This is a genomic window from Sphingobacterium ginsenosidimutans (assembly GCF_039536865.1).
GTDB classification, from domain to species: Bacteria; Bacteroidota; Bacteroidia; order Sphingobacteriales; family Sphingobacteriaceae; genus Sphingobacterium; species Sphingobacterium detergens.
In genome coordinates this window covers 1,700,253-1,726,455 of the sequence record NZ_BAAAZK010000007.1, presented here as the reverse complement: position 1 = coordinate 1,726,455, position 26,203 = coordinate 1,700,253, and the positions used below count along the sequence as shown (strand labels likewise).

The window sequence follows — 26,203 nt, the reverse complement described above, 5'->3', positions numbered from 1 at the left end:
GTATATGATTTATTATTTATCAATTATTTAGTCCTGAGGGGATGTGTTACTTGGGATCTCCACAGTATTTAATCGATTGCATTGTCTTTTAGGCTATAGATTTCTTGCACTTCACGCGCGAGGTATTTTCCGAGACGACGATAACCATTTTCCGCAATAAGATAATTGTCTTCAATACGGATTCCTCCAAAATCGAGATGTTTCTTCAGAAAGTCATAATTGACAAAATCCCTGTGCAGATTTTGCTGCTCCCAAAGCTGTGTCAGTTCAGGAATGAGATAGATGCCAGGTTCCACGGTAAGTACATTGCCAGCTTCCAGTTCCTTACCCAATCGCAGAGATTTAAGACCGAAGGTCTTGGTATCTTTAGGTTCGGATGTGCTGTAGCCCACATATTGTTCGCCCAGATCTTCCATATCATGTACATCCAACCCGAGCAGATGACCTAGTCCACATTGAAAGAATAAGGTATGAGCATGGTTGGCAACAGCATCTTGAGAGTTGCCTTTCATAAACCCGACCTGTATCAGTCCCTCAACGAGTGCTTCACAGGCTTTTAAATGGATATCTTTAAAACGGATTCCCGGGCTTAATAATTGTTCAGCGGATTTAAATGCGTGTAAAACGACCTGGTAAATTTCTTCCTGTAAAGAGGTAAAACGTTTACCAACAGGAAAGGTACGGGTTAAGTCGGAAGCATATCCCAATGATGTTTCAACCCCAGAGTCATTCAGAAGAAGGTCGCCTTCATGAACTTGATGGAACTGCATATGGTTGTGCAAGATTTCACCTCTTTTGGTCACGATTGGTGGATAAGAAAAAGACATGCCCTGATCCTGTGCAAAATGCTGCATGGCATTGCTAATTTGATATTCATAACACCCGGGTTTGGTCATCTGGATAGCGAGACGGTGCATGTCTACTGCAACATCTACAGCTTTTTCCAGTTCGATAATTTCCTCCACTGATTTAATGCTGCGTTGTGCAGCAACAGCTTGAATTAAAGCTATAGATGGTTGAAGCAGATCAACGGGGCAATTAAACAATTTCCCAAGCAATATTTTATTGTGCGATTGATAGGGAGGAAGGTAATGGAGTGTATTTTGATCGCTTTTTTTCAGATAGTCAAAGAGTTGATCAAAGGGTAGTAATTTACTGATCCCCGAAAGAGCCGCTTTTTCTGTTAAGGTCTGTTGTTGTCCCATCCAGATGATATCGTCGATGGTCATTTCATCACCAAATAGTAATGTTTCTCCCAAATCAATATCGAGTACAGCAGCTAGTCGTGGGCTTTTTATACCGATATAGTATAAAAAACTACTGTCTTGACGAAAAGGATAGGTATTGTGTTCAAAATTGATTGGGTTTTCAATATTTCCTAAAAAAAGGATTTTTCCAGAAGAAAATTTTGAGATGAGTTCGTTTCTGCGGGTAGTATAGATTTCTTTCTTAAACATATTTGTGAAAATTAAGAGAGGCAACGTATAATTAAGATTTAAAGCGATATTATTTACATAAATAATACAGAAGCTAATATCGCAAAATTTAATCTTTTAATCTTGAAGACTCTTATTCAAAAATGGTATTGTGTTTGACATTTTATCGTTGTTACAATTGCTTATTTTTAATGATTGGTACATGAAAACAAAATAATATCGGGATTTAATAAAGTTCTATGTTTCTATTGAATATTAATTATCACAATTTATCAAAGTCTAATTGTATTTTAACCTTGTTTTTATAAGATACCAAGTTTTAATACTTGATTTTATTAAATACTGAATGGAAAATCTGTCGATTGCTAAATATTATCACATTATATACATATTTTGTTTTTATTTTTTCATGGATTATGATTGATATGTTTACTTGTTTCGTAGTTGTTATATTTATATTAACTAAACAGTGGTAATTGCAAATATAAACTTATGAAAACCTATGAAAGCGCTCCAGTTTAATGTGCCGACAATGCAAGGCCAAAGCCTAACGATACAAGAAGATATTTTAGAAACTTTTTACCCGCACCTACATAGGCATCAGGAAGCACAGCTCATGTGGATAGTAAAGGGAAGGGGAGTGTTGATTGTTGAAGATACTTTACATCCTTTTAAGGAAAATGATATTTTCTTTTTAGGGGCAAATCAGCCACATGTATTTAAATCTTCTTCCTTGGATGGTTTTTCAAATGAATCTCGTTCTATCTCGATTTTTTTTGATCCGAATGGCAAACTCAAGTTCTTGTTCTCATTGGAAGAATTTGAATCATTAAATCAGTTTATTTATACTAATTCCTGTGGTTTTAAAATTCCAGAGGAATACTTTGATCAAATTTCGGAACGAGTACTACAACTGAAATCTTCAGATCAAATGGATAAATTGATGCATTTTTTCTATCTATTAAGATCTTTGGCGAATATATCAAGGGAGACAGATCCGCTTTGTGCAGAAAGAGCAGAGGTAATCTTAGATACGATTCATAGTTCAAATCGAATCAATATAATCTGTAATTATATTAAAGAAAATCACAAACACGACCTTAGTCTAGAAGAAGTTGCTGACTATGCAAATCTTACACCACAGGCTTTTTGTCGATATTTCAAAAAACATTGTGGCGTTACCTTTGTAACTTATCTCAACAGAATTCGAGTGAAAGAGGTCTGCAATCAACTGACCGAAGATCACTTAGATAGTGTTTCGTTTATCGCATACGGTTGTGGATTTAATAGTATTACAAATTTTAATAGAGTATTTAAACAGATCATTGGCTGCAATCCAAAAGAATATGTACAACAATATAAGCAAACACTGTACTCCGTTATATAACTGGTAAGTGAAGTGAGTCGTTCCTAAAATAACGGTCTCCTTGATCTTGGGAATAGCATTTGGAATCAATTGTCATCGCATAGGTGTGTGGGGAATTTCGATGGCTTTCATCGCAGTAGAAACGGTCAAAATTTTGATTTATAGACACTTTTTATCAGGTCTATTGTGTGAGAAAAATAATGAAGGTTAGATTTATTTATCTTTAAGGAAGTTGAATAGGCATAAAAAAAGGTTTTCAAACGGGGAGAATGAAAACCTTAAATAACCAATTATAAACCTAAATTATGATACAACAAAGATAGTGTGTTTATTACACTTTGTCAAGATATTTCTAAAAAATATTAAATCTTTTTAAAGAGAATACTTGAATTGTGCCCACCAAAGCCGAAAGCATTGCTCATTGCCGTTTGAACAGTCTTTTCCATGGGTTGATTGACAACAATATTGATGCCTTCAGGAATTGCAGGATCAATATTTTCGATATTTATCGTTGCTGGAATTACATTATTGTTGATTGACTTTATGGCGATAATTGCTTCAATTGCTCCTGCTGCACCAAGCAGATGCCCAGTCATTGACTTGGTTGAGCTGACCCAGAGGTTGTTGGATTTGCCAAATGCAAGTTGCATAGCCTTTAGTTCAGCGATATCACCAACAGGGGTAGATGTGGCATGAAGATTCAGATAGTCCAATTGGTCACTGTTGATTTGAGCTTCTTCCATTGCAAGTGACATTGCCTTTGCTGCGCCTATGCCTTCGGGATGAGGTGAAGTCATATGGTAGGCATCGGCAGTCATCGAAGCACCGACAAGCTCGGCATATATCTTTGCACCTCTTTTCTTAGCATGCTCATACTCTTCCAGTATCAAAGCCCCAGCCCCTTCGCCCATGACGAATCCATCGCGATCCCGATCAAAGGGTCTACTTGCCGTTTTAGGATCATCATGTCTGCTGGACATTGCTTTCATCGCGGAAAAGCCGCCAACTGAAGCCGGAGTAATAGGAGCTTCTGAACCGCCGCTAATAAAAACTTTAGCCTTGCCTAACCGAATATAATTAAATGCATCCATGAAAGCAGTATTGGAGGTCGCACAGGCGGATACCGTTGTATAATTGATTCCCTTCAAGCCAAATTTCATCGATATCATTCCTGAAGCCATATTGACAATCAGTCTAGGGACGAAAAATGGACTAAACCGTGGTATATAATTGCCTTTTACATAACTTTCAACTTCATTCTCAAATGTTTCCATTCCGCCCTGACCAACACCCCAAATGACTCCAATATCAAATGGATCCATGCTGCTTGGGTCTAAACCGGAATCTTCTAAGGCCTGAGATGCGCTATACAAAGCATATTGCGTAAATAGGTCACTTCTCTTGATCTCATTTCTATCCAAGTATTTCTCCGGTTGAAAGTTCTTGACTTCACTTGCGATTTGCGTTCGAAACAGAGACGCATCAAAACGGCTGATGATCGCTGTATGATTCTCACCACGTAAGATATTATCCCAGAATGTATCAACGTTCTCTCCCAATGGGTTAATTGTTCCCATGCCGGTAATTACAACTCTTTTCATTTTTTTGTTTTTTTAGAATTAATGTGTCAATATACCGATTGGTATCTGTTTTGTTAAAAAAATTAAATTCTGATCTCCCGATCGACCATTTCTTTCATATTATTTAATACGATGGTAAGATCTTTACCCCGCCCAGAGATTTTTGCAAGTAAAATTCCACCTTCAATCATCGCCATGAAGGTAATCGCAAAGTGTTCAGCAGAAATATGCTGTTTAAACTCTCCACTCGTCATTCCTTCTTCTAATATTGAAATCAATCGTTGCCGCCAAAGCGCAAATGATCGTTTGACTTTTGGCGTTAAAAAAGGGAGCGAATCATCGGCCTCAATAGCAGCATTCATCAATGGGCATCCTCCTGATGCAGCGATGTTTTTGAAATTTTCTTTGTAAAAATCAAAAAATGCGAAAAGCTTTTTTAAAGCTGTTCTGTGTTGGTTAAGCTGTTGATCTACGCCATCGGCTATTTTTTTACTTTGATAGGTATAAACCTGAAGCGCCAAATCATCTTTGTCTTTAAAATTACCGTAGATACTGCCTTTAGTTAAACCTGTAGCTGTAGTGATGTCTGAAAGTGAAGTAGCATAGTATCCTTTTTTATTAAAGATAGGGGCTGTCTTCTCAATGATAAATTGTCGGGTCTGTTCTGCTTTTGCCATGATGAGACTGTTCTTTGGTTTCAAAGATAAAAAATACTTTTTGGTATATTATTGTTTTCTGTAGGATGCGACTGAAAATTTACATTATTTTCTTTCAGTTATACGATAAGTGCAACGGGAACCATTTTCGATAATGTATTCTATTCTGCTGATCGAATAGGATGGGCCGATAAGTTGTTGAAAATTGTGAAGCTCTGAACGACAAAAACCTTGACATTCAGTTGCTGCGGCACAGATGGGACAGTGATTTTCAATAAGGAGATAGGACTCGGCTTCTTTTTTCCATTCGGCCATATATCCCTCTTCCGTTCTCTTGCTTGCAATAATATCCAGTTTTTTTTCGATTGATTTGGTATCAGACAAAGCATTCATATATTTCTGATATACTTTAGATTCTCGATCTGTAATCAATAGATCCAAGGCATTCTCACCAAGCAATTGTTTAATGGATTGCAGGAGTTGTACGGTAATGTCAGCATGACTATCTGGAAATTTTGCCAGCCCTAATGTTGAAAGACAATAGTAGGTAGATGGTCGGCCTATGCCTTCACTTCTCGCATAAGATTCGATTAGGCCCTGATTGGCAAGATTGAGCAGGTGTTTGCGGGCGCCCTCTTTTGTAATACCCAGCTCAGCCGCAATAAGCGCAGCGGTAACCTCGCCTCTCATTTTTAATAACATTAATATTCTATCTGCTGGAGTCTTCTGCATTTGGCAATTAAAAAGTTGTTTTAATGTTTTCTAAACAAAGATACTATTTTTTCAATTGTTGCCATAATGAATAGCATTAAAGTTTTTGCCAAGCAAACGCATAATTTTATGACATTAATAAAACAACTATTTAGTTGTTTTATTAATGTCTATTATTTAGTTTTGATTCATTATTAAAACAATAAAACTAAAATAACATGAGCAAATTTCAATTACCAGATTTATCATATGCCTATGGGGCACTTGAACCTTATTTTGATCAGGAGACAATGACGATTCATCATCAAAAACATCATCAGGCCTATGTCGACAATTTAAATAAAGCCGTTGTTGGTACAGGTGCTGAAGGTGTTGAATTGCAGGATATCCTAGCGCAAGTGAGTCAATATAGTCCTGCTATTCGCAACAATGCAGGCGGGCACTACAATCATTCCTTGTTTTGGCAAATTTTATCTGCAACACCGAAAACAGTGCCTACCGGAAAGTTGGCAAAGGAAATAGATGCAACTTTTGGTTCTTTAGACGAGTTGAAAACGAGGATAAAAAATGCAGGACTTGGACAATTTGGCTCTGGATGGTCTTGGCTTTATATCAAATACAATGGTACTTTGGACGTCGTAGCGACACCTAATCAGGATAATCCATTAATGGATACACAATTGACAAGTAGAGGTGTACCAATCTTGGGTGTTGATGTATGGGAGCATGCCTACTATTTGAAATATCAGAATAAGAGAGCAGACTATTTGGATGCGTTTTGGTCTGTCTTGGATTGGTCTGTCGTCGAAAAGCAGTACGAAGAAGCGATCGATAAATTGATTTAAAACCTTGAACATGCGATCAAGCGGAGATAATAATTATAAAATAACATGTTTGTAAATAAGGTTGAAAATTCGGGTATTTTGGCGCTCGATCTCATTGATTTCAAAACCACACTTGAAATTATAGAATTTGACATCAAGACATTGTTTTACCAAGAAATGATCGTCAAAGAAAAGGAGTTTAAAGCGGCTCTTGCTGCATTGGAGTTGACACCCTTTATAGGCAAAGCCGTTGCTTTTACTTGTTCTGTTGATGCCATCATTCCCCCTTGGATCTATATGGCTTTAGCCGATAAATTCCATCCTGATGTGGCTTATTACGATTTTAAAAGCGTGGAAACATTGGAATTGGAATTATGGACCCAGAATTTGAAGCGGGCAGATTTGTCTCAGTATAAGGATCAAAAAGTGGTTGTGAGAGCAAGGCCAAATATGCCAGAATCACTTTATATGCTAGCTGCTGCACGCTTAATTCCGATTGTTACAACATTGATGTACGGAGAGGTCGGAATGCCAAAAGTTATTTTTAAAAGAGCATAAGAAACAATGAAAGCATTCATATTTAATGGCGCCTTGGAGCGTAGGCAAGAATCTACTTCCGGCGTATTGTCTAATTATTTCGCTGAACAATTGAATCAGCTTGGTGTTGAGAATAGTGTTTTTAACCTGGCGGATAGTGGAATACCACTATTTGATACAAGCCTCAGCAGGATACCCAATAGTGTAAAGATCATGAACAATCTCTTTCTGGAGGCAGACCTGCATTTTTGGTTATCTCCTTTATATCACGGAAGTGTACCGGGGGTAATGAAAAACTGTTTGGATTGGCTAGAGATAAGCGCAAAGAACAGTCCGGCATATCTCACCGATAAAAATATAGGACTGGTTTGTTGGGCGGATGGCGTACAGGCTCTACAAGGGATCAACGCTATGGATGCAATAGCAAAATCATTACGGGCATGGACTTTACCTTTTAGTGTACCTATTGTAAAAAGGGAACTATTTGAAAACACAGGCTCAAAGGAGATATCGTCGGATTATAAACGTAAATTGGATCTGTTGATCAATATCGCAACCACACGAACAGCAGTGTTTGAAACACTGCCGGGACGTTCCTGAAAATAGTATTTTCCTAAAAGCAGTTTAAAAATTGTTGCTGCATCAGTAATAATAAAGCACCTCGATCTCCATTGAGGTGCTTTATATGTTTTCAAAATTGCTTAGTTTTGAGAAACTGTGTGTTGAAGTGTTCGTCGTATTCACTCAATTTTCCAGAATAGCACATCTTTGGCGTTGCATCTCAAAAAAATGCAATAAACTGTTATTATTGTTTCATATTATATAAGGTATCTGATTAATGAGGTTACATTGTAGAGTTTTGTTAAAGTTAATTACCTATTGTATGCTGTGTTTCACTATACAGCATACAAATGCCCAAAGTTTTCTGCCATTAAATGAGGATAAATATCGGGCGGATGCCGAAATGTTATTGAAGTCGACCTCAAGTGACAGTATACAGGCAATACAATACTTTTATCTGGCAGATTACTACCGTTTTCGGGATACCGTGAAATTTTGGGAAAATATGCGACAAGGGGAGCGATTGGCTAAACCTTTTCGAAGCCTTCACGCAATGGGAGCGCTTTACAAAAGCTTCTACTATGGACAATTTTTAGACAGTAAACGTGCGGGGATTGAAGCACAAAAGTGCGTAGATATTCTTGCAGATGCCAAACAGCCTTTTCAACAGGGACTTTTGGCCAGAGCTTGGTATAATCTGGGGCTAATTCGATTTCCAAAAAAAGGTTTTGCTGATTTACTGGATATACTCAATGGTAAATGTATGCCCTATGCCAAGGCACACGATCCGCTCATGGAAGGTGCGATAAATACCATGATCGGTATGGCCTTTATGTCATCCAATCAATTGGCAAAAGCAGATGAGTATCATCAGATTGCGATCAAACAGCTGGAACAACAACCAGCGAGTACAGCACTACTGGTAGCCTATTTAAATGCCGTTAGCACCTATTGCTACCAGGTTAAATCAAAAGAGGCCCGACAATTGTTAGATAAGGCCAAGGTCATGTTAGGAGACAGACCCAACTCCTCCCAACTCCCCAATTATTATTATAATGAAGCACTCTATTTTACGACAAAGCAACAGACAGATGAAGCGTTACGTATGTTGGATATCGGTTTGGAATGGTCGAAGAAAATGAACAATTGGAAATCCTACCAGATGATGCTTTTCAGAAAGTTTAATGTCTATTTGATGCAGAAAAAATATGCTGAAGCGAAATTGCCATTGGAGGAGATCATAAAAAATGGATTGTTGACACGCGATCTTTACAACAGTAAAATTGTTTATAGCCAATTGGCTGCTGTGAATGAATTGATGGGGGATTACAAAGAAGCACTTAAGATGTCCAATGTGGCGGGTAAGCTCTCTGATAGTATTCAGAAAATCCAGCTTTTGGAGAAGATGAACGAAATGGAGGCGAAATACAAAACCGTAGAAAAAGAAAAATTGATTTTAAATCTGCGTGCTGAGAAAGATCGCAATCAATTTAAGATCTTTCTCGTTTTAGGCATTGCTATTTTACTTTTCATCGTTGTTTTATTTGTCGCCTTTTCTTATCGAAAACAACGGAAGCTGAATGGACAGATCCAGATCAATCATGAGATTGCTTTGGAGAAACTGGCGAAGGAAAAACAGTTGCAAATCTCCGAGTCGATGCTCAAAGCTGAAGAACAGGAACGGCAGCGTATTGCACAAGATTTGCACGATAGTATTGGTGGCATGCTGACAGGATTGAAATTTAAGATCGCTGGAGAGCAGAAGGGCGAATTCGATTTGACGAATGAACTACCGCAAAAACTGAACGATATTTTGGGCGAAGTTCGACGGATATCGCATAATCTGATGCCCGATTCATTACGGCAATTTGGTCTAATAGCAGCATTGGAACAATTGTGTCTTTCGATGCGGAATAATAAGGTGCAGATCCAATTTGAAAATTATGAGGACGAAGTACACCTTGACTTCCAAAAAGGGTTGGCAATATATCGGATCGTCCAGGAAGCGATCTCAAACGCATTGAAATATGCAGATGCAGACCTTATTATTGTTCAGGTAAGTAAATCACAGGGAATATTGCAGGTTTTGATTGAAGACAATGGAAAAGGGTTTGATTCTTCCGCAGCAAATTATGGAATGGGATTAAATAATATGGTCAACAGGATCAAATGGATCAATGGATCTATTGCTATGCAGAGCAAACTTGGATCGGGTACACAGATTGAAATAGGAGTAGGTGTTTAGTTAAAAACTAATGTATGAAAATTATTGCCGTGTTGGACGATCATCCCTTATTATTGGAAGGGGTGACTTCTTTTCTCAATAATCAAAAAGGGTATAAGATATATTCATTTCTGGAGCAAGTATCATTGATCGAATTCTTGGATACGACGGAAGTAGATTTGGTCCTTATGGATATGCAGCTTTTGAATACCAGCGGATTGGACGTCTGTCTACAGGTGAAGAAGCTGTTTCCGGTAGTTCCAGTTGTTGCATTGAGCAATTTAGCAGATCGTAATCTTATTTTTCAGTTTATGCGAAATGGCGGGAATGGTTATATCCTAAAGGATGTTTCTAATGACGAATTCCTTCGTTGTGTACAACTTGGACTTGAAGGGAAAGAAGCGCTTTGCGATAAAGCAAAGGATCTTTATGCCGGAGCGGTCACGTCCCTGGAAGATCTTCCACGTTTAACACGAAGGGAAAAAGAGATTTTGACGATGGTTGCCGATGGCTATACCAGTAATCAGATTGCGGAGAAACTATTTTTAAGTCCCGTTACGATTGAAACCCACCGACGCAATCTTCTGACCAAATTTAAAGTGAAAAATATGATCGAATTGGTACAACTTGCGCTAACACATAAATTGTTGGGGTTCTAGCTTGTCGGAGCCATTATGCTAATGCTCACCATAACCGACATCATCCAGTTTTCCTTTAAAGACCCTAAATTGAATAATAAAATAGGCTACGACCAAAATTGCTGCAAAAATAAACCATCCCAAACCTACGGATAGGCCATATTCATGTGCTGCGGCATTCTGGATGGTAAGCGAGGGGTTTACCTCATTGGTTGATGGTAATAAGGTTGGAAACATAGAGGCCACTGTGGTTGCAAAGCTTCCCAGTATAAATAGGGAAGAGAACATAAAACCCGTACCATCTTTTTTGAACGTCCTGATCCAAAATTGTCCCAGCAGGCCAATCGCTGCAATCAAGGGGAATATCCAGAGCCAATAATGATTTTGCAGATTATTTAAGGAGATTGGTTTTACATAATGCCAGACATAAGCAGATAGCATGACCAATACAAGTAATACGAAATTCAATTTAAATATGATGTCTTTAAGACGCTGATTTAGGGTGCTGGATGTTTTTAATATAACCCATCCCGCACCATGGATAGTCAGGGTGACGACTGCTACTAAACCTAGTATCAGTGTAAACCAGTCAATGATACCTTGATGTTCAGCCAAAGGGTCGAAAGTTGGGTTCCAGAGTGCGAGGAAGAAATAATGTGGTTCTTGCGTGGATACCCCGTTTTCAACCATCCCCAGATTGACTCCCCGAACGACGTTGCCTAATGCAGCGCCAAAAAATAGTGCTAGGAGTAAGCTAGCTAAACCAAAAGCTTTATCCCATAATGCTTCCCAAAGTCGGTGATGCACTTGTCCTCTCAGTTCAAGACTTATTGCCCTAAAGATCAGTAACCATAATACGAGCATCAGCGGGAGGTAGAACCCACTAAAAGATGAGGCATAAAGTGTTGGAAAAGCAAAAAATAAAACACCACCAGATGCGATCAGCCAAACTTCATTAGCGTCCCAGAAAGGCCCGATAGCATTTGTTACGGCCTTTTTTTCCTCTTCGGTCTTTGCAAAGAATAAATGTACAATGCCCGCTCCAAAATCATAACCATCGAGGACAACATAAATGCCCAACATAAAAGTCAATACGATAAACCAGAATATTTCCATAACAAATTAGTTTAAAGCAATATGAGGCTCGGGGCCTTTTCGAATAATTTTCAATACCAACATAAGGAACAACAATCCCAAAAGAATATAGAGTCCGACAAATCCCAGTAAAGTAAATAAGGTATTACCAGAAGATACTGTGGGCGAAACCCCATCTACCATACGCATCAGGTTGTAGACCAACCAAGGTTGTCGTCCCAGTTCGGATGTATACCAACCTGCCGTATTGGCGATATAAGGAAAAGGGATCATAAACATAATGATCCACAGTAACCATTTGGTCTGATATAACTTGTTTCGCCAAAGTAAGAAGCTACCCAATACCATGATTCCAATGAATATTGTGCCTAAACCAACCATAATGTGATAGCTATAATAGAGCCCGGGGACATTCGTTGGATGCAATGAGTCGTCAAATTCATTCAGGCCTTTTATTTCTGCATCCCAACGTTGATAGGTAAGGAAGCTTAAAACATTAGGTACTGCAATTTTATTGTCCAGTTTTTTGTTTTCCATATCAGGTTGGCCGATCAGGATAATTTCGGATCCCCCTTTTTCTGTTTTGAAGATACCCTCCATCGCTGCGAATGATGCAGGTTGATATTTTACCACATTTTTGGCAGCTAGATCTCCTGTAGGAAATGCGAGCATGACAGATGAAATGGCACCAAAGATTACCCCGCTTTTAACGAATATCTTTCCAAATTTGCTATGTCTATCGCTGAGGAGATAGAAAGCTCCTATAGAGGCAACAAAAAAAGAACTTGTAACCAGAGATCCAGCTTGATTGTGGAGATAAGAAGGCCATAACCACGGATTGCTAAATAAAGAACTGAAATTGTTGAGTACAAACTTGCCATTTTCGAGAATTTCATAACCTACAGGGTGCTGCATCCAGGAATGCGTGGCAATAATTAAAAATCCACTCGCCCAAGATCCAATGAATACCATCAAACCGGAGAGAAAATGTAGCTTGTGACCAAGTAATTTTTCTCCGAAGAGAAACATGCCCAAAAAAGAAGACTCTAGGAAAAATGAAAACATTCCCTCCATGGCCAAGGTCTGCCCAATGATTCCCCCTGTGAGCTCAGAGAATTTTGCCCAATTTGTGCCAAATTGAAATTCCATGGGTATACCTGTCACCACACCCATGGTGAAATTCAGTGCAAAGATTTTCATCCAGAATTTTGATGCATTGTTGTAATCTTCATTGTGTGTTTGTAAAAATTTCCATTTGAAATAAACAATCATCAATGATAATCCCATAGTCAATTGGGGAAATAAATAGTGGAATGTGATTGTAAAGGCAAATTGAAGCCGATTGTAAAGAATCATGTCTTCCATGGATCCGATTTTTGGTTAATGACATTTAAATATAGCTATTTTTTTGTCGTACCTACCCTTCAAAGTGTATTATTTTTTTGTCTTATCTTCGCTTCCGACAACAGAAAATAGCGAAAGGGAAGCGGAGCACAAGAGGTATGAAAAAAGCGATAATTTTAATGGGTGTTTTGCTGATACCCATACTTTTTATTCTACTCAACAACAAGGACAGAGGCAAGTTAGCGGCGGATAATGTCGTATTTAGGGATAAATTATCCGATTACGGATTGTTCAAAGGGAAAATAGCTGATCTCGTACCCAATGATCAAGGGGTTTCTTATGAGCTGGCTTCCGCACTATTTACAGATTATGCCGACAAAAAACGTGTTATTTTCCTGCCAAAAGGAAAGAAAATAGTGGCTTCTGATGATGGATTGCCAGATTTTCCGGATGGAACCATTATTGCCAAATCTTTTTTTTACCCAAAGAAAGACACTGTACAAGCGTCTACATTCGTGCTGCTTGAGACACGTCTCCTGATCAACAAGGGGGGGCAGTGGAATGCAGCAACCTATCAATGGAATTCGACCCAAGATGAGGCCTTCTTATTAGCCGATAGTGCAGTTGTACCGGTTTCATTTTTAGATAATAAAGGCGTGAAACGACAGACAAATTATATCATTCCTTCACGTACAGACTGTATTGCATGTCATCGTCAGGGAGATCGTATGCTCCCGATAGGTCCCAAAGTCAAAAATTTAAATCGGGTGGTGCTACGGGATCGTGACACAATTCAACAGTTAGCATATCTGAAAGATAAAGGTATAATAGATATTCCGTTATTGAGACAACTAACTTCGCTACCTAGCTATGATGACCTTAGTCAATCTACCGAGCACCGGGCAAGAGCTTATCTCGAGGTGAATTGCGCGCATTGTCATAATCCCAAGGGAACCGCTTATATGACTATGCTTGATCTCAGATTTGAAAGTCCTATAAACGAAACTGGGATTTGGCTCAAACAGGCAAAAATTATCGGACGAATGTCTGTACTAGGTGAGATGCATATGCCTCAAAAGGGAACTACTATACTTCATGAGGAAGGTGTAGTACTAATCAAGGATTATCTTAAGTCCTTGAAATAAATAAATTTTAAGTTTATAAGCTATTGGTAGTTAGGGTTTAATTGCGTGTTTTTCTACTCTTAAACCGGATTTTACATATGTTTTAATAAAATCTATAGAATTAGTAGATTATATTGAAATATCTTTTATATTTGTGATAGATAAATTTCCCTTATCTTTTCTCAAATAGACAGCAGGGGAGGCGCTCGCTTCCCCTACTGTCTTCAAAATAGAAACAAGTTTTCGATTGGCGTTGGCACTTGTTCGTATTTTCTTATATTGCGATAGTGTTTTCAATTAAATAATACTATCATGATGCGGTATACCAAACTTTTCATGGCAATGGCCATGTTTCTCTTCGTTACATTTGTTAATGCACAAAATAAGAAGCCTAATATAATCCTGATTCTTACAGATGATTTAGGGTACAGTGACCTCGGCTGTTATGGCAGTCCGAATATTTCAACCCCCTTTTTGGATTCAATCGCCAGTAAAGGTGTGCGGGCAACAAATTTTATGGTGTCAACCCCCTCTTGTACCCCCTCGCGGGCATCTTTGCTGACCGGGCGTTATGCTTCCCGTTATAATCTACCTGCCCCAATCGGTCCCGGATCAAATCTCGGGCTACCGGATGAGGAGGAAACTATTGCAGAGTTACTAAAAAAAGTAGGGTACCGTACGGGGCTGATCGGTAAGTGGCATCTTGGTGATAAACAAGCTTATCATCACCCCAATAAACAAGGATTCGATTTTTTCTATGGGATGCTGTATAGTCATGACTATCGCGACCCATACGTAAAAACGGATTCTGTGATTAAAATATTTAGAAATAGAAAGCCAGAGGTTGTCGCACCTGATGATTCGGATTTAAGTGCCCTATACCATAAGGAAACAGTAGATTTCATTGAAAATCAAGATAAAGACCACCCATTCTTTTTATATTATGCGCACAATTTCCCACATCTTCCATTGGCTTTTGCGAACAAAAAGAATAAGTTTGCCGATCAACAGAATGCAGGCCCATTAGGAGCGGTGATGCGTGAGCTGGATCATAACTTTGCCGAACTTTGGAAGACAGTTGAGAAAAAAGGATTGGCAGATAATACTATTCTGATTTTCTCAAGTGACAACGGCCCGTGGATTGCCTATCCTTCACGGATGTCAGATGACCATGCAACAAAAAATTGGCATGTGGGTACCGCTGGAGTATTTAAGGGATCAAAAGCCGAAACGACCGAGGGTGGAGTACGTGTTCCATTCATCGTATACGGAAAAGGATATGCGCAAGAAGGTAAGGTAATTAGACAGGCGATCAGCAACTTAGATGTGTTACCGACAATAGCAAAATGGACGGGAGCTCCTCTTCCAAAAAAATCCATCGATGGCCAGGTAATAGATGATTTATTGAGTGGTAAAACAGAGGATTTAAAGGCTGTGCATCGACCTATATTTTTAGTAAACTACGGTCACGTTGAAGCTGTTCGATCGGGTGATTGGAAATATAGACGAGTACCGGCGGGTGTCAACCAGATATCGGGAAAACCCTATGACGCAGTAGAGGAACTGCATAATATTGCTTGGGATCCAAGTGAGCGAACCAATATCTTAGCGGATTATCCCGAGAAAGCGGCGGAATTACGTTTACTGTTTGAAAACTTCGATGGGAATATGAAGCCGGCGAAGAATTAATTCTAAAACAAATAAAGCGACAATTTCAAAAAAATGTCGCTTTATTTGTTTTTTGCCTCATTATTATTCTAAAGGAGTTTGAAAGCCTTTGCCCTAACATAACAACAAGTCAATGAGCGGGATTGATTCTCTTTTTGTCCAAATGGAATGTGGACATTTCAATAAGCCTATAATACTATTAATTCGAAATCTTTTTGTAATCATAATAACAATCTTCAAAACAATTTAGAAACGACTCTTTCATTCTTAATATGCCATTTTTTAGCGAATACGAATGTTTTTGAATTCTATAGGTTGTTTCTTCGACATCAGTACAAGTATATTCAAGTGTAATGGTATCTTTTGTGACTATATACTTTCCGTTCTGACAGCTGTGCATATTCGACCAGAATGTTCCATCTTTTTTAAACATCAGTTCTGGGCCGTTTTCAACATTATGGTGATTATCTGGTACACCAGAGTTTGCTGCGACAACCTTCCATCTGCCTTGAATTCCGTTGAAGTCCTTGTTTACTGTCATTTTATTGCAAGACAATAAAATGACAGTAGTGATTATTAAAGCCGAAAATTGCATATGTATCTATTTATGTTACCTATCGTTAATTATAGAACGTCAAATGAAATTTGTTGGGATTGTCCAAACCCACACCCATTTTTAGCCCGAATTTTAAAGTGCATGCTAGAAGAACCTCCAGAACTATTTGCTTTTATGGTAGCGGTTTTTCCTATATTTTTGGTTCCATTGTTCACTGGATTAGTTTGGTAACCACCATCATTTGTAAAGTTGAAGTCCCCGCTAATTTTCTCCCATTCATAATCTGCATCTACCCATGTATCTCCCTGACCCGATATCGACAATGAGAAAGGCTGTCCGACACTTTGTGTTGGGAATCCCATCCAGTTAAGGTGACAGTAAGAAGAATTGTTATCAGTACAGTATGCAGTCAGAGCTACCCTTGGTGTCCCAATATAAAACTCTTTTCTAATTGTCTGAAAAGGCAAAACAGCTTCAGCCCATACGATTCTACTTGTGCTGCTTTGCACATTTGGCTGAATTGTTATCGCATTATTTGATTGAGAGATTATGGTAGCGTTACTTGAAACTCTCCATGTGACACTGTTTCCACCATTCTGTAATGTAAAGGAAAGATTTTCAGTATCCGAACAATATAATGTTTTGTTAGATGCTAAAACCGGATAGGTACAGGTTGTACTTCTAACAGCATTCAAAAGTGTTGAATTTAAAATTGCCGTTTTCATTCTTGTTTTTTGTCCATCAGTAAAGTATGATCCTATCATTCCATAGTATGACATAACATTAAAAAAATTAGGATTAAAACCATTCGACGTCCCATAACTATCATCAGCAGGGGTATCACATACATAATCACCGCATGTTGTACAATTTGATCCATTTTTATTTTCAGCACATCCACTAGTACCAGGTCTAGTACCCTGAAAGGTATGCCACAGATCCAAACAGTGTCCCATTTCATGTGCAGGCACATGACTATTGAAATAATTATTAGTCACGATAAATGCTTTCGAGGTAATACCTTGCGCAACTCCCCCAGTAGCTCCCCCCAATGTGTTTACAAAATAAATATCAATAGCATTTGAGGTTTTATTAACATTGAATAACTGGTTTTGCTCAGTTTCAGTGTCAACATTGAACAATTGTGAGTTGTTGATAAAATCAGATCCGGTTGATTTTAAATAAATACCATGTTTATTGAAAAATCTATTGAGGCTATCTATTGTCACGGTTAAATTTGATTGTGATAATCCTCCTATTCCGTTGTCAGGACGTACTATATGAAAGAAAACATTTATGCAGACAGGTTGATTTATATCGACGGTAGTCGCATGTGCGGAAGCTTTCATTTTACGTTCAATTTCTTCCGCTGATGGCATTTTCGTCAGACAAAGCAAACCATCTTCATTCGTATGATTATGCTGGTTTTTTTCTTGATTTTCAGTAGTCTTTTCACAGGATGAAAATCCAAATAAAGTAAGAACCAGCAATGCTGATAATATTAATCTTTTCATATTTATGGATTTAGTTTATAATTTTTTAAAATTAAGGAAAATATAAGAAAATCGAATATAAATATGTGTTTTTAAAATATAATATAAAATATCTTGATTATCAATTTGTTTTTGTTGTTTATAATTGTAACAATATATCAGAAAATAGTTTTAATTCTGTTAGTAATGGAGAAGGTTGGCTTGATCAACTTAGTTTTATTTCAAAATATTTATACGTATCGTGATTATCTGTATGTCTTAGAGGAAAGGCGACCCTATTTTACACTTTCAGAGTTACGGAACGCGGTAGATCATGTGTATATTTTCCCAGGTTTAGCGATTTGTGTCACTGCTTAAAATTAACACTTACACGAGCTTAAAGCTGGTATCCATGATAATTGAATTGCGAGACCGCTACTCATAAAATGCCTGTGAGACTTTAATTTTGCAATATTAAGCTTGCTGAAAGTATAACCCAATATAATAATATTTATCAGGAAATAATTGTCTGATTTCAAGAAATAGCTTGATGCCAAAAATACCCTTACAGTATCAAGATGTACATTGGTTGAAGGCAGATCAGTCCATCTACTTTCAAAAGTAGATTGTGCAATATTTCTCCCACTACAGGTACGGAGTATTCTTAAAAACGATTGTAAACCTTGTTACCTGCTATTTCATGGCTTGAAACATTGAATCTCAAAACCAAAAGATATAGGCAAATACTTTTTTTGATATGGTCGAATCCCTCATTTAAATTTGATTTGAAAAGCAATATATAGATTAAGACTATTGCAAGTGAGAAATATGTTTAATTGTTCAAAATGCTATAAAAATCGAACGTGATTTGTTTACGAGATCTTTTGCAACGGTCATACCAGCAGGTCTCAAATATAGGGAAAACCCTACGATGCGGTAGAAGAATTGCATAATATTGCTTGGGATCCAAGTGAGCGAACCAATATTTTAGCGGATTATACCGAGAAAGCGGTGGAATTACGTTTACTGTTTGAAAACTTTGATGGGAATATGAAATAACAAAGAGATTAGGGGATATACGTTAACAGTACTAATTTCTCGGTAAGGAATATTGGATCTATTGTGGAAATCGTACCTATTTGCTTTAATGGGTTGTTTACAAAGCTAGTACTTAACTTATGACCAACTTAATACCAATTTCGTAGATAAAACCAGATCAGTAGGAATTTTATAAGGTATTAACAGGGGGTTAATAGGGGAATACCCCTGCTATACCCCTGTTAACCCCCTGCTATATCCCTGTTAAACCCCTATCAAAGGAGAAGTTGGTATTAATCAGTAGTTAATTTGTGCTCAATAAGTGTCGAGTGAATGCTATCTAAAAGTAAAGCCAGCTGCGAATGTGGCAGATCGACTTTAAAGTAGCTTAAAATCCTCCTCTTTAACATCACGGCTATTGGGACCGATATAGATTTTAAAATCTCCTGGCTCGGCTACGTAGTTCAGATTATTATCGAAGAATTTGAGATCCTTTACGTTAATCTCAAATTTAACCGTCTTCATTTCACCTTTCTTCAAATATATTTTCTGAAATCCTTTTAATTCTTTTACCGGGCGGGTAACAGAGCCAACCAAGTCCTGGATGTAGAGCTGAACTGTTTCTTCGGCATCATATTTCCCGGTATTGCTGATATTAATACTCGCTTGAATACTACTGTTGTTGTCCAATGTGTTTTTATCTAGATGAATATCACCATAAGTAAAACTTGTGTAACTCAATCCATAGCCAAAGGGGTAGAGCGGTGAGTTGCTTACATCTAAATAATTCGATTTAAATTTTTCAAAATCCCCAGAATTTCCATAAGGTCTTCCGGTATTTTTGTGCGCATAGTAGATGGGGATTTGCCCGACATTGCGCGGAAAAGTTGCTGTAATCTTTCCAGAGGGAACGACATCTCCAAACAATACATCTGCAACGGCCTTTCCGGTCTCTGTGCCTCCAAACCAAACATTTAATATAGCAGGGACATGTGCATCTTCCCAGGTCAAGGTTAGCGGCCTACCAGTAAATAAAACAAGCACAACTGGCTTTCCGGTTGATAACAATGCTTTCAATAGATTTTGCTGATTATGGGGAATATCTAATTGAGAGCGGCTTGAGCTTTCACCTGACATTTCTGAGGATTCCCCAAGTGCTGCAACAATGACATCCGCTTGTTCGGCAACCTTCAACGCCTCCGCAATAATTTCATCTTCTTTTCGGGGATCCCTCGCTATTGTACGGCCGAACATTGTTGCATGTTTTTGATAAGTAGGATCTTCCATCAAGTTACTGCCCAAGTGCGTAAGGAGATTCACTTTGTTACCCAACACCGCTTTCATTCCTTCCACCAATGATGCTGTTTTCTCTAATTCAGCACTCACACTCCAGGTGCCCGGCATATTGGCTCCAGAATTGGCCAGCGGGCCGATCACAGCGACTGTGCCCGATTTTTTTAATGGGAGAATCTGATTTTCATTTTTCAATAAAACAAATGATTTTGCCGCAATTTCTCTTGCTTTGGCTTGGTTGGCTGCAGAACCGATGACGTTTTTTGCGCGTTGATCATCGCAATAACGATAAGGGTCCTCAAATAATCCTAGTTTATACTTTGCTTCCAGTACAAAACGACAAGCTCGATCAATATCGGTGAGTTTGACTTTACCTTGATCAAGTGATTTTTTCAACGTGGTTAGAAAACCCTCGCCCACCATATCCATGTCAACTCCGGCATTTAAGCTGAGCGCCGATACCTGTTGCAGATCTCCAAGGCCATGTGCTGAGAGTTCATTAACAGCGGTATAGTCGGTTACGACCAAGCCTTTAAAGCCCCATTGTTTGCGTAATACATCGGTCATCAACCATTTATTGGCCGAAGCAGGTACGCCATTGATGTCGTTGAAAGAAGTCATGATGCTCCCGGCGCCAGCATCTATGGCCGCTTTGTAGGGAGGTAGATATTCATTGTACATACGATGAAGGCTCATATCGGTACTATTGTAGTCCCGACCAGCTTCTGCGGCGCCGTATAATGCAAAATGTTTCACGCAGGCCATCATGGTATTGTGTGCAGCCAAATTATCGCCTTGAAAACCATGAACGATAGCCGCAGCAACTTTTGAACTTAGATAGGTATCTTCACCGGCACCTTCAGAAATTCGTCCCCATCTTGGATCTCTCGAAATATCTACCATCGGCGAAAAAGCCCAGTTAATTCCGTCAGCTGTTGCCTCTTCAGCAGCAATACGGGCAGATTGCTGAATTAATCCCATGTCCCATGTTGCTGCAAGTCCTAAAGGAATAGGGAAAACCGTGCGATAGCCATGGATAACATCCATACCAAAGATAATCGGAATCCTAAGCCTGGACTGTTTGATTGCAATTTCTTGGGTTTTCCGAATCTTGGATGGTGTACTCATACTGAATATACCACCAATCTGACCATTTCGGATTTTAGCTTCCACATCCGTGGAAACCGTAGTTCCTGTTGTCGCTTCACCGCCAGTGACCAGATTCAGCTGCCCGATCTTTTCTTCGACAGTCATTTTAGCCATAAGTTGGTCTATAAATTGATCCATTTTAGGATCGTTTTGGGCATTTGCGGCTGCGCTATAGGTTATCAGTGCGCCGACTATCCATATCGTTATCTTTGTCATAGTCATATTTATTTTAGTCTACTTTGACTACAGGAAAGCGTACCGAAGTGCCGTTTTCATTGATTGCTTCTATAGAAAAATAGTACGGCTTTTGGCTATCCATTGCTTTATAATAGTAATCGTTGGCGTCATGCACCATGATGCAGTTATATAGTTTATCAGGCGCCAGTCCTGTATATATGTTATATGCATAAGCATTGTCTACTGGACTCCACTTGATCCAGGCGCTGCGTTTATCTTTTTCGGTGCGCATTACCATAAACTGTTTAATCGGCTCAGGAACTTTTCCTATACCCTTTCCGAATACACGTAATCCACTAAGGGCAAATTTCCCTGAAGGCATATGGACGTTTTCCAGTTTGATGTATCGAGCTTTATGGGGCGTGGCAAGCTCCACATAGTCGTGCGGTACATCTGTTTTGTTTACGCTTTTATCTGCAATAATTTCCCATTTTTTGCCGTCTATAGAGGCCAGTAATTTATATTGATGGTAGATGTCGTCTATTTTTCCCAAAAATGTGCTATCTACGTCCTGATCCGCATAATTGATCTGTACAGCATGTACTGTGGAAACAGCACCCAGGTCGGTACTGATCCATTCGCCTTTTTTACCCGAGGAAGCACTCCAGTATGTTTTCATGTTTTCATCTACCGCATAATTTGCCGCATAAGCACCTAAAGTCGAGGAAACTGAAACCGACTTTTTGTAATTGAGGAGCATCCAACCCGTAAATCGTCCCGGGCTGTCGCTATCGGGCAGGTAATGCGGATAGTCGCCAAAAGTTGTGTTCGTATACATGATATCGTCACGGTCGAAATAGGTTGGCCAGATACCTAAGCGTCGCTCAAAATTGTTTTTTACACCCAGCACGATAGTAGACACATGCCAATAGTTGCCATGTTTATCGCGAAAGGTGGCACCATGTCCGGCTCCACGGGCAAATCCGCCGGGCTTGTAGCTTAGCGGATCTGACTGTTTGACAAATGGGCCAAGCGGAGAATCCCCCACAGCTACACCATCGGCGTAACCGCTAAATTCTGTTCCGGGGGCGGCAAATTGGAAATAGTATTTGTTGTTATGCTTGGTCATATGCGCCCCTTCCAGGAAGGGATCTAAAAAGGTGTTATCCATATATTCCCCAAAGCGTTGCCATCCGTAGCGCCAGTCTTCCAGGTGGAGCAGCTCTTTTCGGGTGCCCTTGGGCTGCATACTGCCACGGTCTAGTTCGATCCCATACAAGGGGTAACGGTTGCTGCTGCCGTTGTACATATAAAACCGGCCATCGGTATCGGTAAAGAAATCGGGATCCCAACCGCCTATTGCAAAGCTATCCACCAGCGGTTTCCATTCATTGTTTTTAGGGTCTGTGCTCATCCAAATCGTAAACTTATCCGTATAAGTACTCCCAAAAACCAGCAGGGTGTCGCCTACCACGCCAACAGCGGGGGCACAGAGTTCGTCGTATACATTGCCGTTCCACGGGCGCAAAAACTTGCGTGGCTGGAATGTCCATTTGCTCATATCCGGGCTCCACCAATAGCCCCATTGGTTGGTGCTGAATAGGTAATAATCATCTTTATAATTGACGATAACGGGGTCTGCTGTAGCACGGTGGCGTCCCCATTCCGAAAAATTAGGAATAGGCGTGTAGCCATAATCGATATTAATGGGATTACAATAGGTCTGGAAATTGTTGCTGGTTTGAGCCAGAAGCGCTGTCCCCACCGTGGTCCATATGATTAAAAATAATATGCGCATATTTTAGTGTTTAAAATAGCTGCTGTTGAAACCCAATTTTTTTAATCCTTGCTGCACATCGGGAGCATTCATAAATAAATCCCAGATAAGAGCATCCTTATAATTCTGTATCATGACTACGATAGGCCCCTGGTCAATCGCTAAATAGCGTTGCGGAAACCAGTTTTCTGTTTCACTATAGGCGTCATAAAACCCATATTTTCCCCAAATCTTTTCGCCGATACTGTCTTTTAGGTAGCGTATAAAAGCGATGCTTTCTTTAGGGGTATAAGGCATAGAGGATAGAGCTGCTGTAGGGGATATCACGCCTGTCGGATCGTTGTCGGGCTGATGTGCGTTGTAGCCATTGGTCGAATAGCTGGCTGTCCAGCCCCATCCTTTGTCTGCTCCGTAGCCTTTGAACCGTTTTGGATTTTCATCGGCGTAGGCAATATTGATTTTGGTGTGATTGGTAACCACGTCCAGATAATTGGCATATTGGTCAGATAGGCCTGTTGGATTTAACCCTAAAAAGGAATAGTGTGCCCAAAACAGCGGCCCGACTTCGCCATCTTTTGCATTGTGTTTTACAATTGTTGGAATACCATATTTTTGGGCAGATGAACGGATACCACCGCCTCTCGCCCAGCCTTTGTGGTAGACAGATGCAGGAATGGGATAGGTAGGGGATGCCGCTGCCAGAATATAGGAGATCATACATTCATCAAATCCCTGTATAGCGTGGTTCATACCCCAGCCATGATTTGGGCTCCAATGCCAGTACAACACATCTTTGCCGTTACGGTAGAAATCCCAGTTGATGCCTTTCCAAAGTTTGTCTGCTTGTAAGGCAACTTTCTTCTCGGCGTCGTTGCCATTTTTATAATATTCGCGGATACAGATCAAAGCTTCTGCCATGAAAGCTGTTTCGACAATATCGCCGCCGTCGTCGTTTTTGCTGAATGCTTTTGGTTTGCCCGTGTCGCCAAAGTACCAGTGGGACCAGGCCCCTTGAAAGCGTTGTACAGTATCCAGAAAATTTAGCGACTTTTCGATATGCTGCCGTCCTTCCTCCTTACTTACAAAAGCATTGTGTACTCCCACCAAAATAGCCATCAATCCAAACCCGCTACCGCCGATGGTAACGACATTGCGGTCATTTTCGGGATAAACACCATCGATATGTATGCGTTCGCGCGCAAGTCCCGAATTGGGTTCGGCACCGTCCCAAAAGTATTGGAAGGTTTGCTGTTGTACCAAAGTGAGCAGAGAGTCACTGTCTTTTTTTGTGTTGTCGTAGCTGGGTTTGTCTGCATTAATGGTGGATTTTTTGCCTGGCGAACTGCAAGCACAAAAACTACATAAGAGGGCTAAGTATAAGAAGTTATTTTTCATAGCATGATATAAGCAAGCACGGCCAAAAGCCGGTGCTTGCTGCTGTTGTTTACTTATTTAAATTAGGATTCAAGTCCTTTTGAAGTTGGGGAATAGGCAGGTATTCCGTTTGTCCGGCAACAAACCCATACTCTTTGAGCACTGTTGCTGCAGTACCTGTCCGAATTAAATCGTTGTAACGTTCGCCCCACCATTCGCAAGCAAATTCGGCACGACGTTCGTCCAGAACGTTTTGCAATGTCGCTCCCAGGATAGGAGTGAGGCCTACGCGCTGGCGAACAAGGTTTAAAGGACCGTCGCCATTCTGGCCTTTTCGGATCTTTGCTTCTGCGTTTAGCAATAGCACATCTGCATACCGTAATACCCGGACGTTATTGTCCGAACCGTAGGATGTCCGGCCTGCAGTCATTTGGTTGTGTGGCATATAGGCTTTGCCGTTAAAATACCGGTCACCATTGTTATTACCATAGATTTTATCTCCACTTGGAGTCGATTCGAAGGTTGCGGTAGTTGCTCCGGCATAGAGTATGGTCGTCTTCAATCGGATCTGATCTCCGCGGGCGGTTAAGAAATCTACGATTTTCTGTGATGGAGTCAAAAATCCCCAACCACTGATGGGACTACCTTGTTGTGGCCCCGAAGGCCCTTGAAATGCAAAAAATGCATCCGGACTGACAGCTGTACCGGAGGGAGTTCCAAAGTCGCTGTATTGGATCTCGTATAGCGTCTCTGTGCTCATCTTACCTGGTCTTTTGAATAGCTCATAATAGTCGGCGAATAAGGTAAACTTATTGCTGGCTATAACCTGGTTGGTTGCATCAAGGACCATATCCCAATATGGGCTGGCATTGTCATTCTTGCCCAAGTCGCTCGCTGCTTTGGCTTTAAGGAGGAGGGCAGTATGTTTGGTAATGCTTCCGACATGTTGCGCTTCCCGGGGAGCTTTATCTTCCAGGTCATTGTACGTTTGGTCCATTTCGGCGATAATGAATTTGCGTATATCGTCCACACTACTTTTACCTATTTCATTGATGACCGGATTGTCTGTCAAAATAGGTACTGCCCCAAATACACGCGATACAATGAGATGTGCAAAAGCCCTCATAAATCGGACTTCCGCTTTATAACGTTGATTTAAAGTAAGATTTGCTCCATCGCCAGCAGGAATATTAGCTGCAAATTTATCAAGTTCTATGAGCGCTTCATTACAATAGAATATGATACCATAATAATCTGTCCAGCAATTATTGAGACCCCAAAAAGATTGAACTGATACCCCTGAATTCTTGAAGTTCTTAATATCGGTAAGCGCAGACTGATCACTTGGTGAACTCCCTTTGTTCAAATCGTCTCCGCGCACGCCACGAATACCGAGATCTACCCAATGGACAAAACCCGGCGCTGCTTTGGCTGCGGTTCTGTAAACGCCTGAAACAGGCTGATACATCAACGAAAGATCTTTGTAGTCGATCGTTTGAGCAGGTTTTGTATTTTCCTTTGGCCTGTCTAGGAAGTCTTTAGAGCAACTTCCAAGCAGTATCAAAGATGAAAATAATGCGATATTTATATATTTTTTCATGAT

Annotated in this window: 20 protein-coding genes; 8 read left to right on the top strand and 12 right to left on the bottom strand. The window is 39.8% G+C overall.

The window, feature by feature from the left end; translation table 11 throughout:
* Positions 1–68 precede the first annotated feature (68 nt).
* Positions 69–1,457 carry an aminopeptidase P family protein gene (locus ABFX33_RS19565; RefSeq protein WP_346087644.1) on the bottom strand — a complete coding sequence of 463 codons (1,389 nt, stop codon included), beginning with the start codon at positions 1,455–1,457 and terminating at the stop codon, positions 69–71.
* Between the two features lie 481 nt (positions 1,458–1,938).
* Between ABFX33_RS19565 and ABFX33_RS19560 the strand changes: the two genes are divergently transcribed.
* Positions 1,939–2,823 (top strand): AraC family transcriptional regulator, encoded by an 885-nt coding sequence (locus ABFX33_RS19560; RefSeq protein WP_346087642.1) that lies wholly within the window; start codon positions 1,939–1,941, stop codon positions 2,821–2,823.
* 341 nt (positions 2,824–3,164) lie between these two features.
* Here ABFX33_RS19560 and fabF read toward each other — a convergent pair whose 3' ends face one another.
* From fabF to ABFX33_RS19545, 3 genes are all read right to left on the bottom strand, one after another.
* The gene (fabF, locus tag ABFX33_RS19555; RefSeq protein WP_257091848.1) at positions 3,165–4,403 is read right to left on the bottom strand and encodes a beta-ketoacyl-ACP synthase II; all 1,239 of its coding nucleotides are present in this window, start codon (positions 4,401–4,403) and stop codon (positions 3,165–3,167) included.
* Between the two features lie 62 nt (positions 4,404–4,465).
* On the bottom strand, positions 4,466–5,059 hold the full coding sequence (locus ABFX33_RS19550) for a TetR/AcrR family transcriptional regulator (protein ID WP_346087640.1): 594 nt from the start codon (positions 5,057–5,059) through the stop codon (positions 4,466–4,468).
* Positions 5,060–5,143: 84 nt separating this feature from the next.
* Entirely contained in the window at positions 5,144–5,770 is a 627-nt protein-coding gene (locus ABFX33_RS19545) for a helix-turn-helix transcriptional regulator (RefSeq protein ID WP_346087638.1), read from the bottom strand.
* A gap of 197 nt (positions 5,771–5,967) precedes the next feature.
* Here ABFX33_RS19545 and ABFX33_RS19540 point away from each other — a divergent pair, with 197 nt between their 5' ends.
* The 5 genes from ABFX33_RS19540 (at position 5,968) to ABFX33_RS19520 (ending at position 10,554) form a co-directional block, all read left to right on the top strand.
* The gene (locus ABFX33_RS19540; RefSeq protein WP_346087636.1) at positions 5,968–6,594 is read left to right on the top strand and encodes a superoxide dismutase; all 627 of its coding nucleotides are present in this window, start codon (positions 5,968–5,970) and stop codon (positions 6,592–6,594) included.
* 45 nt (positions 6,595–6,639) lie between these two features.
* The gene (locus ABFX33_RS19535) at positions 6,640–7,131 is read left to right on the top strand and encodes a DUF2480 family protein (protein ID WP_346087634.1); all 492 of its coding nucleotides are present in this window, start codon (positions 6,640–6,642) and stop codon (positions 7,129–7,131) included.
* 6 nt (positions 7,132–7,137) lie between these two features.
* Positions 7,138–7,710: an NADPH-dependent FMN reductase gene (locus ABFX33_RS19530; RefSeq protein ID WP_346087633.1), complete on the top strand. Its 573-nt coding sequence runs from the start codon at positions 7,138–7,140 to the stop codon at positions 7,708–7,710.
* A gap of 283 nt (positions 7,711–7,993) precedes the next feature.
* Positions 7,994–9,916 (top strand): sensor histidine kinase, encoded by a 1,923-nt coding sequence (locus tag ABFX33_RS19525; protein ID WP_346087631.1) that lies wholly within the window; start codon positions 7,994–7,996, stop codon positions 9,914–9,916.
* Between the two features lie 14 nt (positions 9,917–9,930).
* Entirely contained in the window at positions 9,931–10,554 is a 624-nt protein-coding gene (locus tag ABFX33_RS19520; protein ID WP_257091839.1) for a LuxR C-terminal-related transcriptional regulator, read from the top strand.
* Positions 10,555–10,572: 18 nt separating this feature from the next.
* Here ABFX33_RS19520 and cydB read toward each other — a convergent pair whose 3' ends face one another.
* Together cydB and ABFX33_RS19510 are read right to left on the bottom strand one after the other, a co-directional pair.
* Entirely contained in the window at positions 10,573–11,649 is a 1,077-nt protein-coding gene (gene cydB / locus ABFX33_RS19515; protein ID WP_346087630.1) for a cytochrome d ubiquinol oxidase subunit II, read from the bottom strand.
* Between the two features lie 6 nt (positions 11,650–11,655).
* Positions 11,656–12,993, bottom strand: a complete 1,338-nt coding sequence (locus ABFX33_RS19510) for a cytochrome ubiquinol oxidase subunit I (RefSeq protein ID WP_223582495.1) — start codon at positions 12,991–12,993, stop codon at positions 11,656–11,658.
* Positions 12,994–13,130: 137 nt separating this feature from the next.
* On the opposite strand from ABFX33_RS19510, the gene ABFX33_RS19505 reads away from it, so the two are divergent.
* Together ABFX33_RS19505 and ABFX33_RS19500 are read left to right on the top strand one after the other, a co-directional pair.
* Positions 13,131–14,117: a hypothetical protein gene (locus tag ABFX33_RS19505; protein ID WP_346087628.1), complete on the top strand. Its 987-nt coding sequence runs from the start codon at positions 13,131–13,133 to the stop codon at positions 14,115–14,117.
* 291 nt (positions 14,118–14,408) lie between these two features.
* On the top strand, positions 14,409–15,785 hold the full coding sequence (locus tag ABFX33_RS19500; protein WP_346087626.1) for a sulfatase-like hydrolase/transferase: 1,377 nt from the start codon (positions 14,409–14,411) through the stop codon (positions 15,783–15,785).
* A gap of 178 nt (positions 15,786–15,963) precedes the next feature.
* Here the strand turns inward: ABFX33_RS19500 and ABFX33_RS19495 are convergent, their stop codons facing one another.
* From ABFX33_RS19495 to ABFX33_RS19470, 6 genes are all read right to left on the bottom strand, one after another.
* Positions 15,964–16,305: a hypothetical protein gene (locus ABFX33_RS19495; protein WP_257091829.1), complete on the bottom strand. Its 342-nt coding sequence runs from the start codon at positions 16,303–16,305 to the stop codon at positions 15,964–15,966.
* Between the two features lie 83 nt (positions 16,306–16,388).
* Positions 16,389–17,834, bottom strand: a complete 1,446-nt coding sequence (locus ABFX33_RS19490) for a M43 family zinc metalloprotease (RefSeq protein ID WP_346087624.1) — start codon at positions 17,832–17,834, stop codon at positions 16,389–16,391.
* 1,374 nt (positions 17,835–19,208) lie between these two features.
* The gene (gene bglX, locus ABFX33_RS19485) at positions 19,209–21,488 is read right to left on the bottom strand and encodes a beta-glucosidase BglX (protein ID WP_428835655.1); all 2,280 of its coding nucleotides are present in this window, start codon (positions 21,486–21,488) and stop codon (positions 19,209–19,211) included.
* Positions 21,489–21,501: 13 nt separating this feature from the next.
* Positions 21,502–23,247 (bottom strand): family 43 glycosylhydrolase, encoded by a 1,746-nt coding sequence (locus ABFX33_RS19480; protein WP_346087620.1) that lies wholly within the window; start codon positions 23,245–23,247, stop codon positions 21,502–21,504.
* Between the two features lie 3 nt (positions 23,248–23,250).
* Positions 23,251–24,621 carry a glucoamylase family protein gene (locus ABFX33_RS19475; RefSeq protein ID WP_346087618.1) on the bottom strand — a complete coding sequence of 457 codons (1,371 nt, stop codon included), beginning with the start codon at positions 24,619–24,621 and terminating at the stop codon, positions 23,251–23,253.
* A gap of 49 nt (positions 24,622–24,670) precedes the next feature.
* Positions 24,671–26,200, bottom strand: coding sequence for a RagB/SusD family nutrient uptake outer membrane protein (locus ABFX33_RS19470; protein ID WP_346087617.1), 1,530 nt, complete (start codon positions 26,198–26,200; stop codon positions 24,671–24,673).
* Between the last annotated feature and the right edge of the window lie 3 nt (positions 26,201–26,203).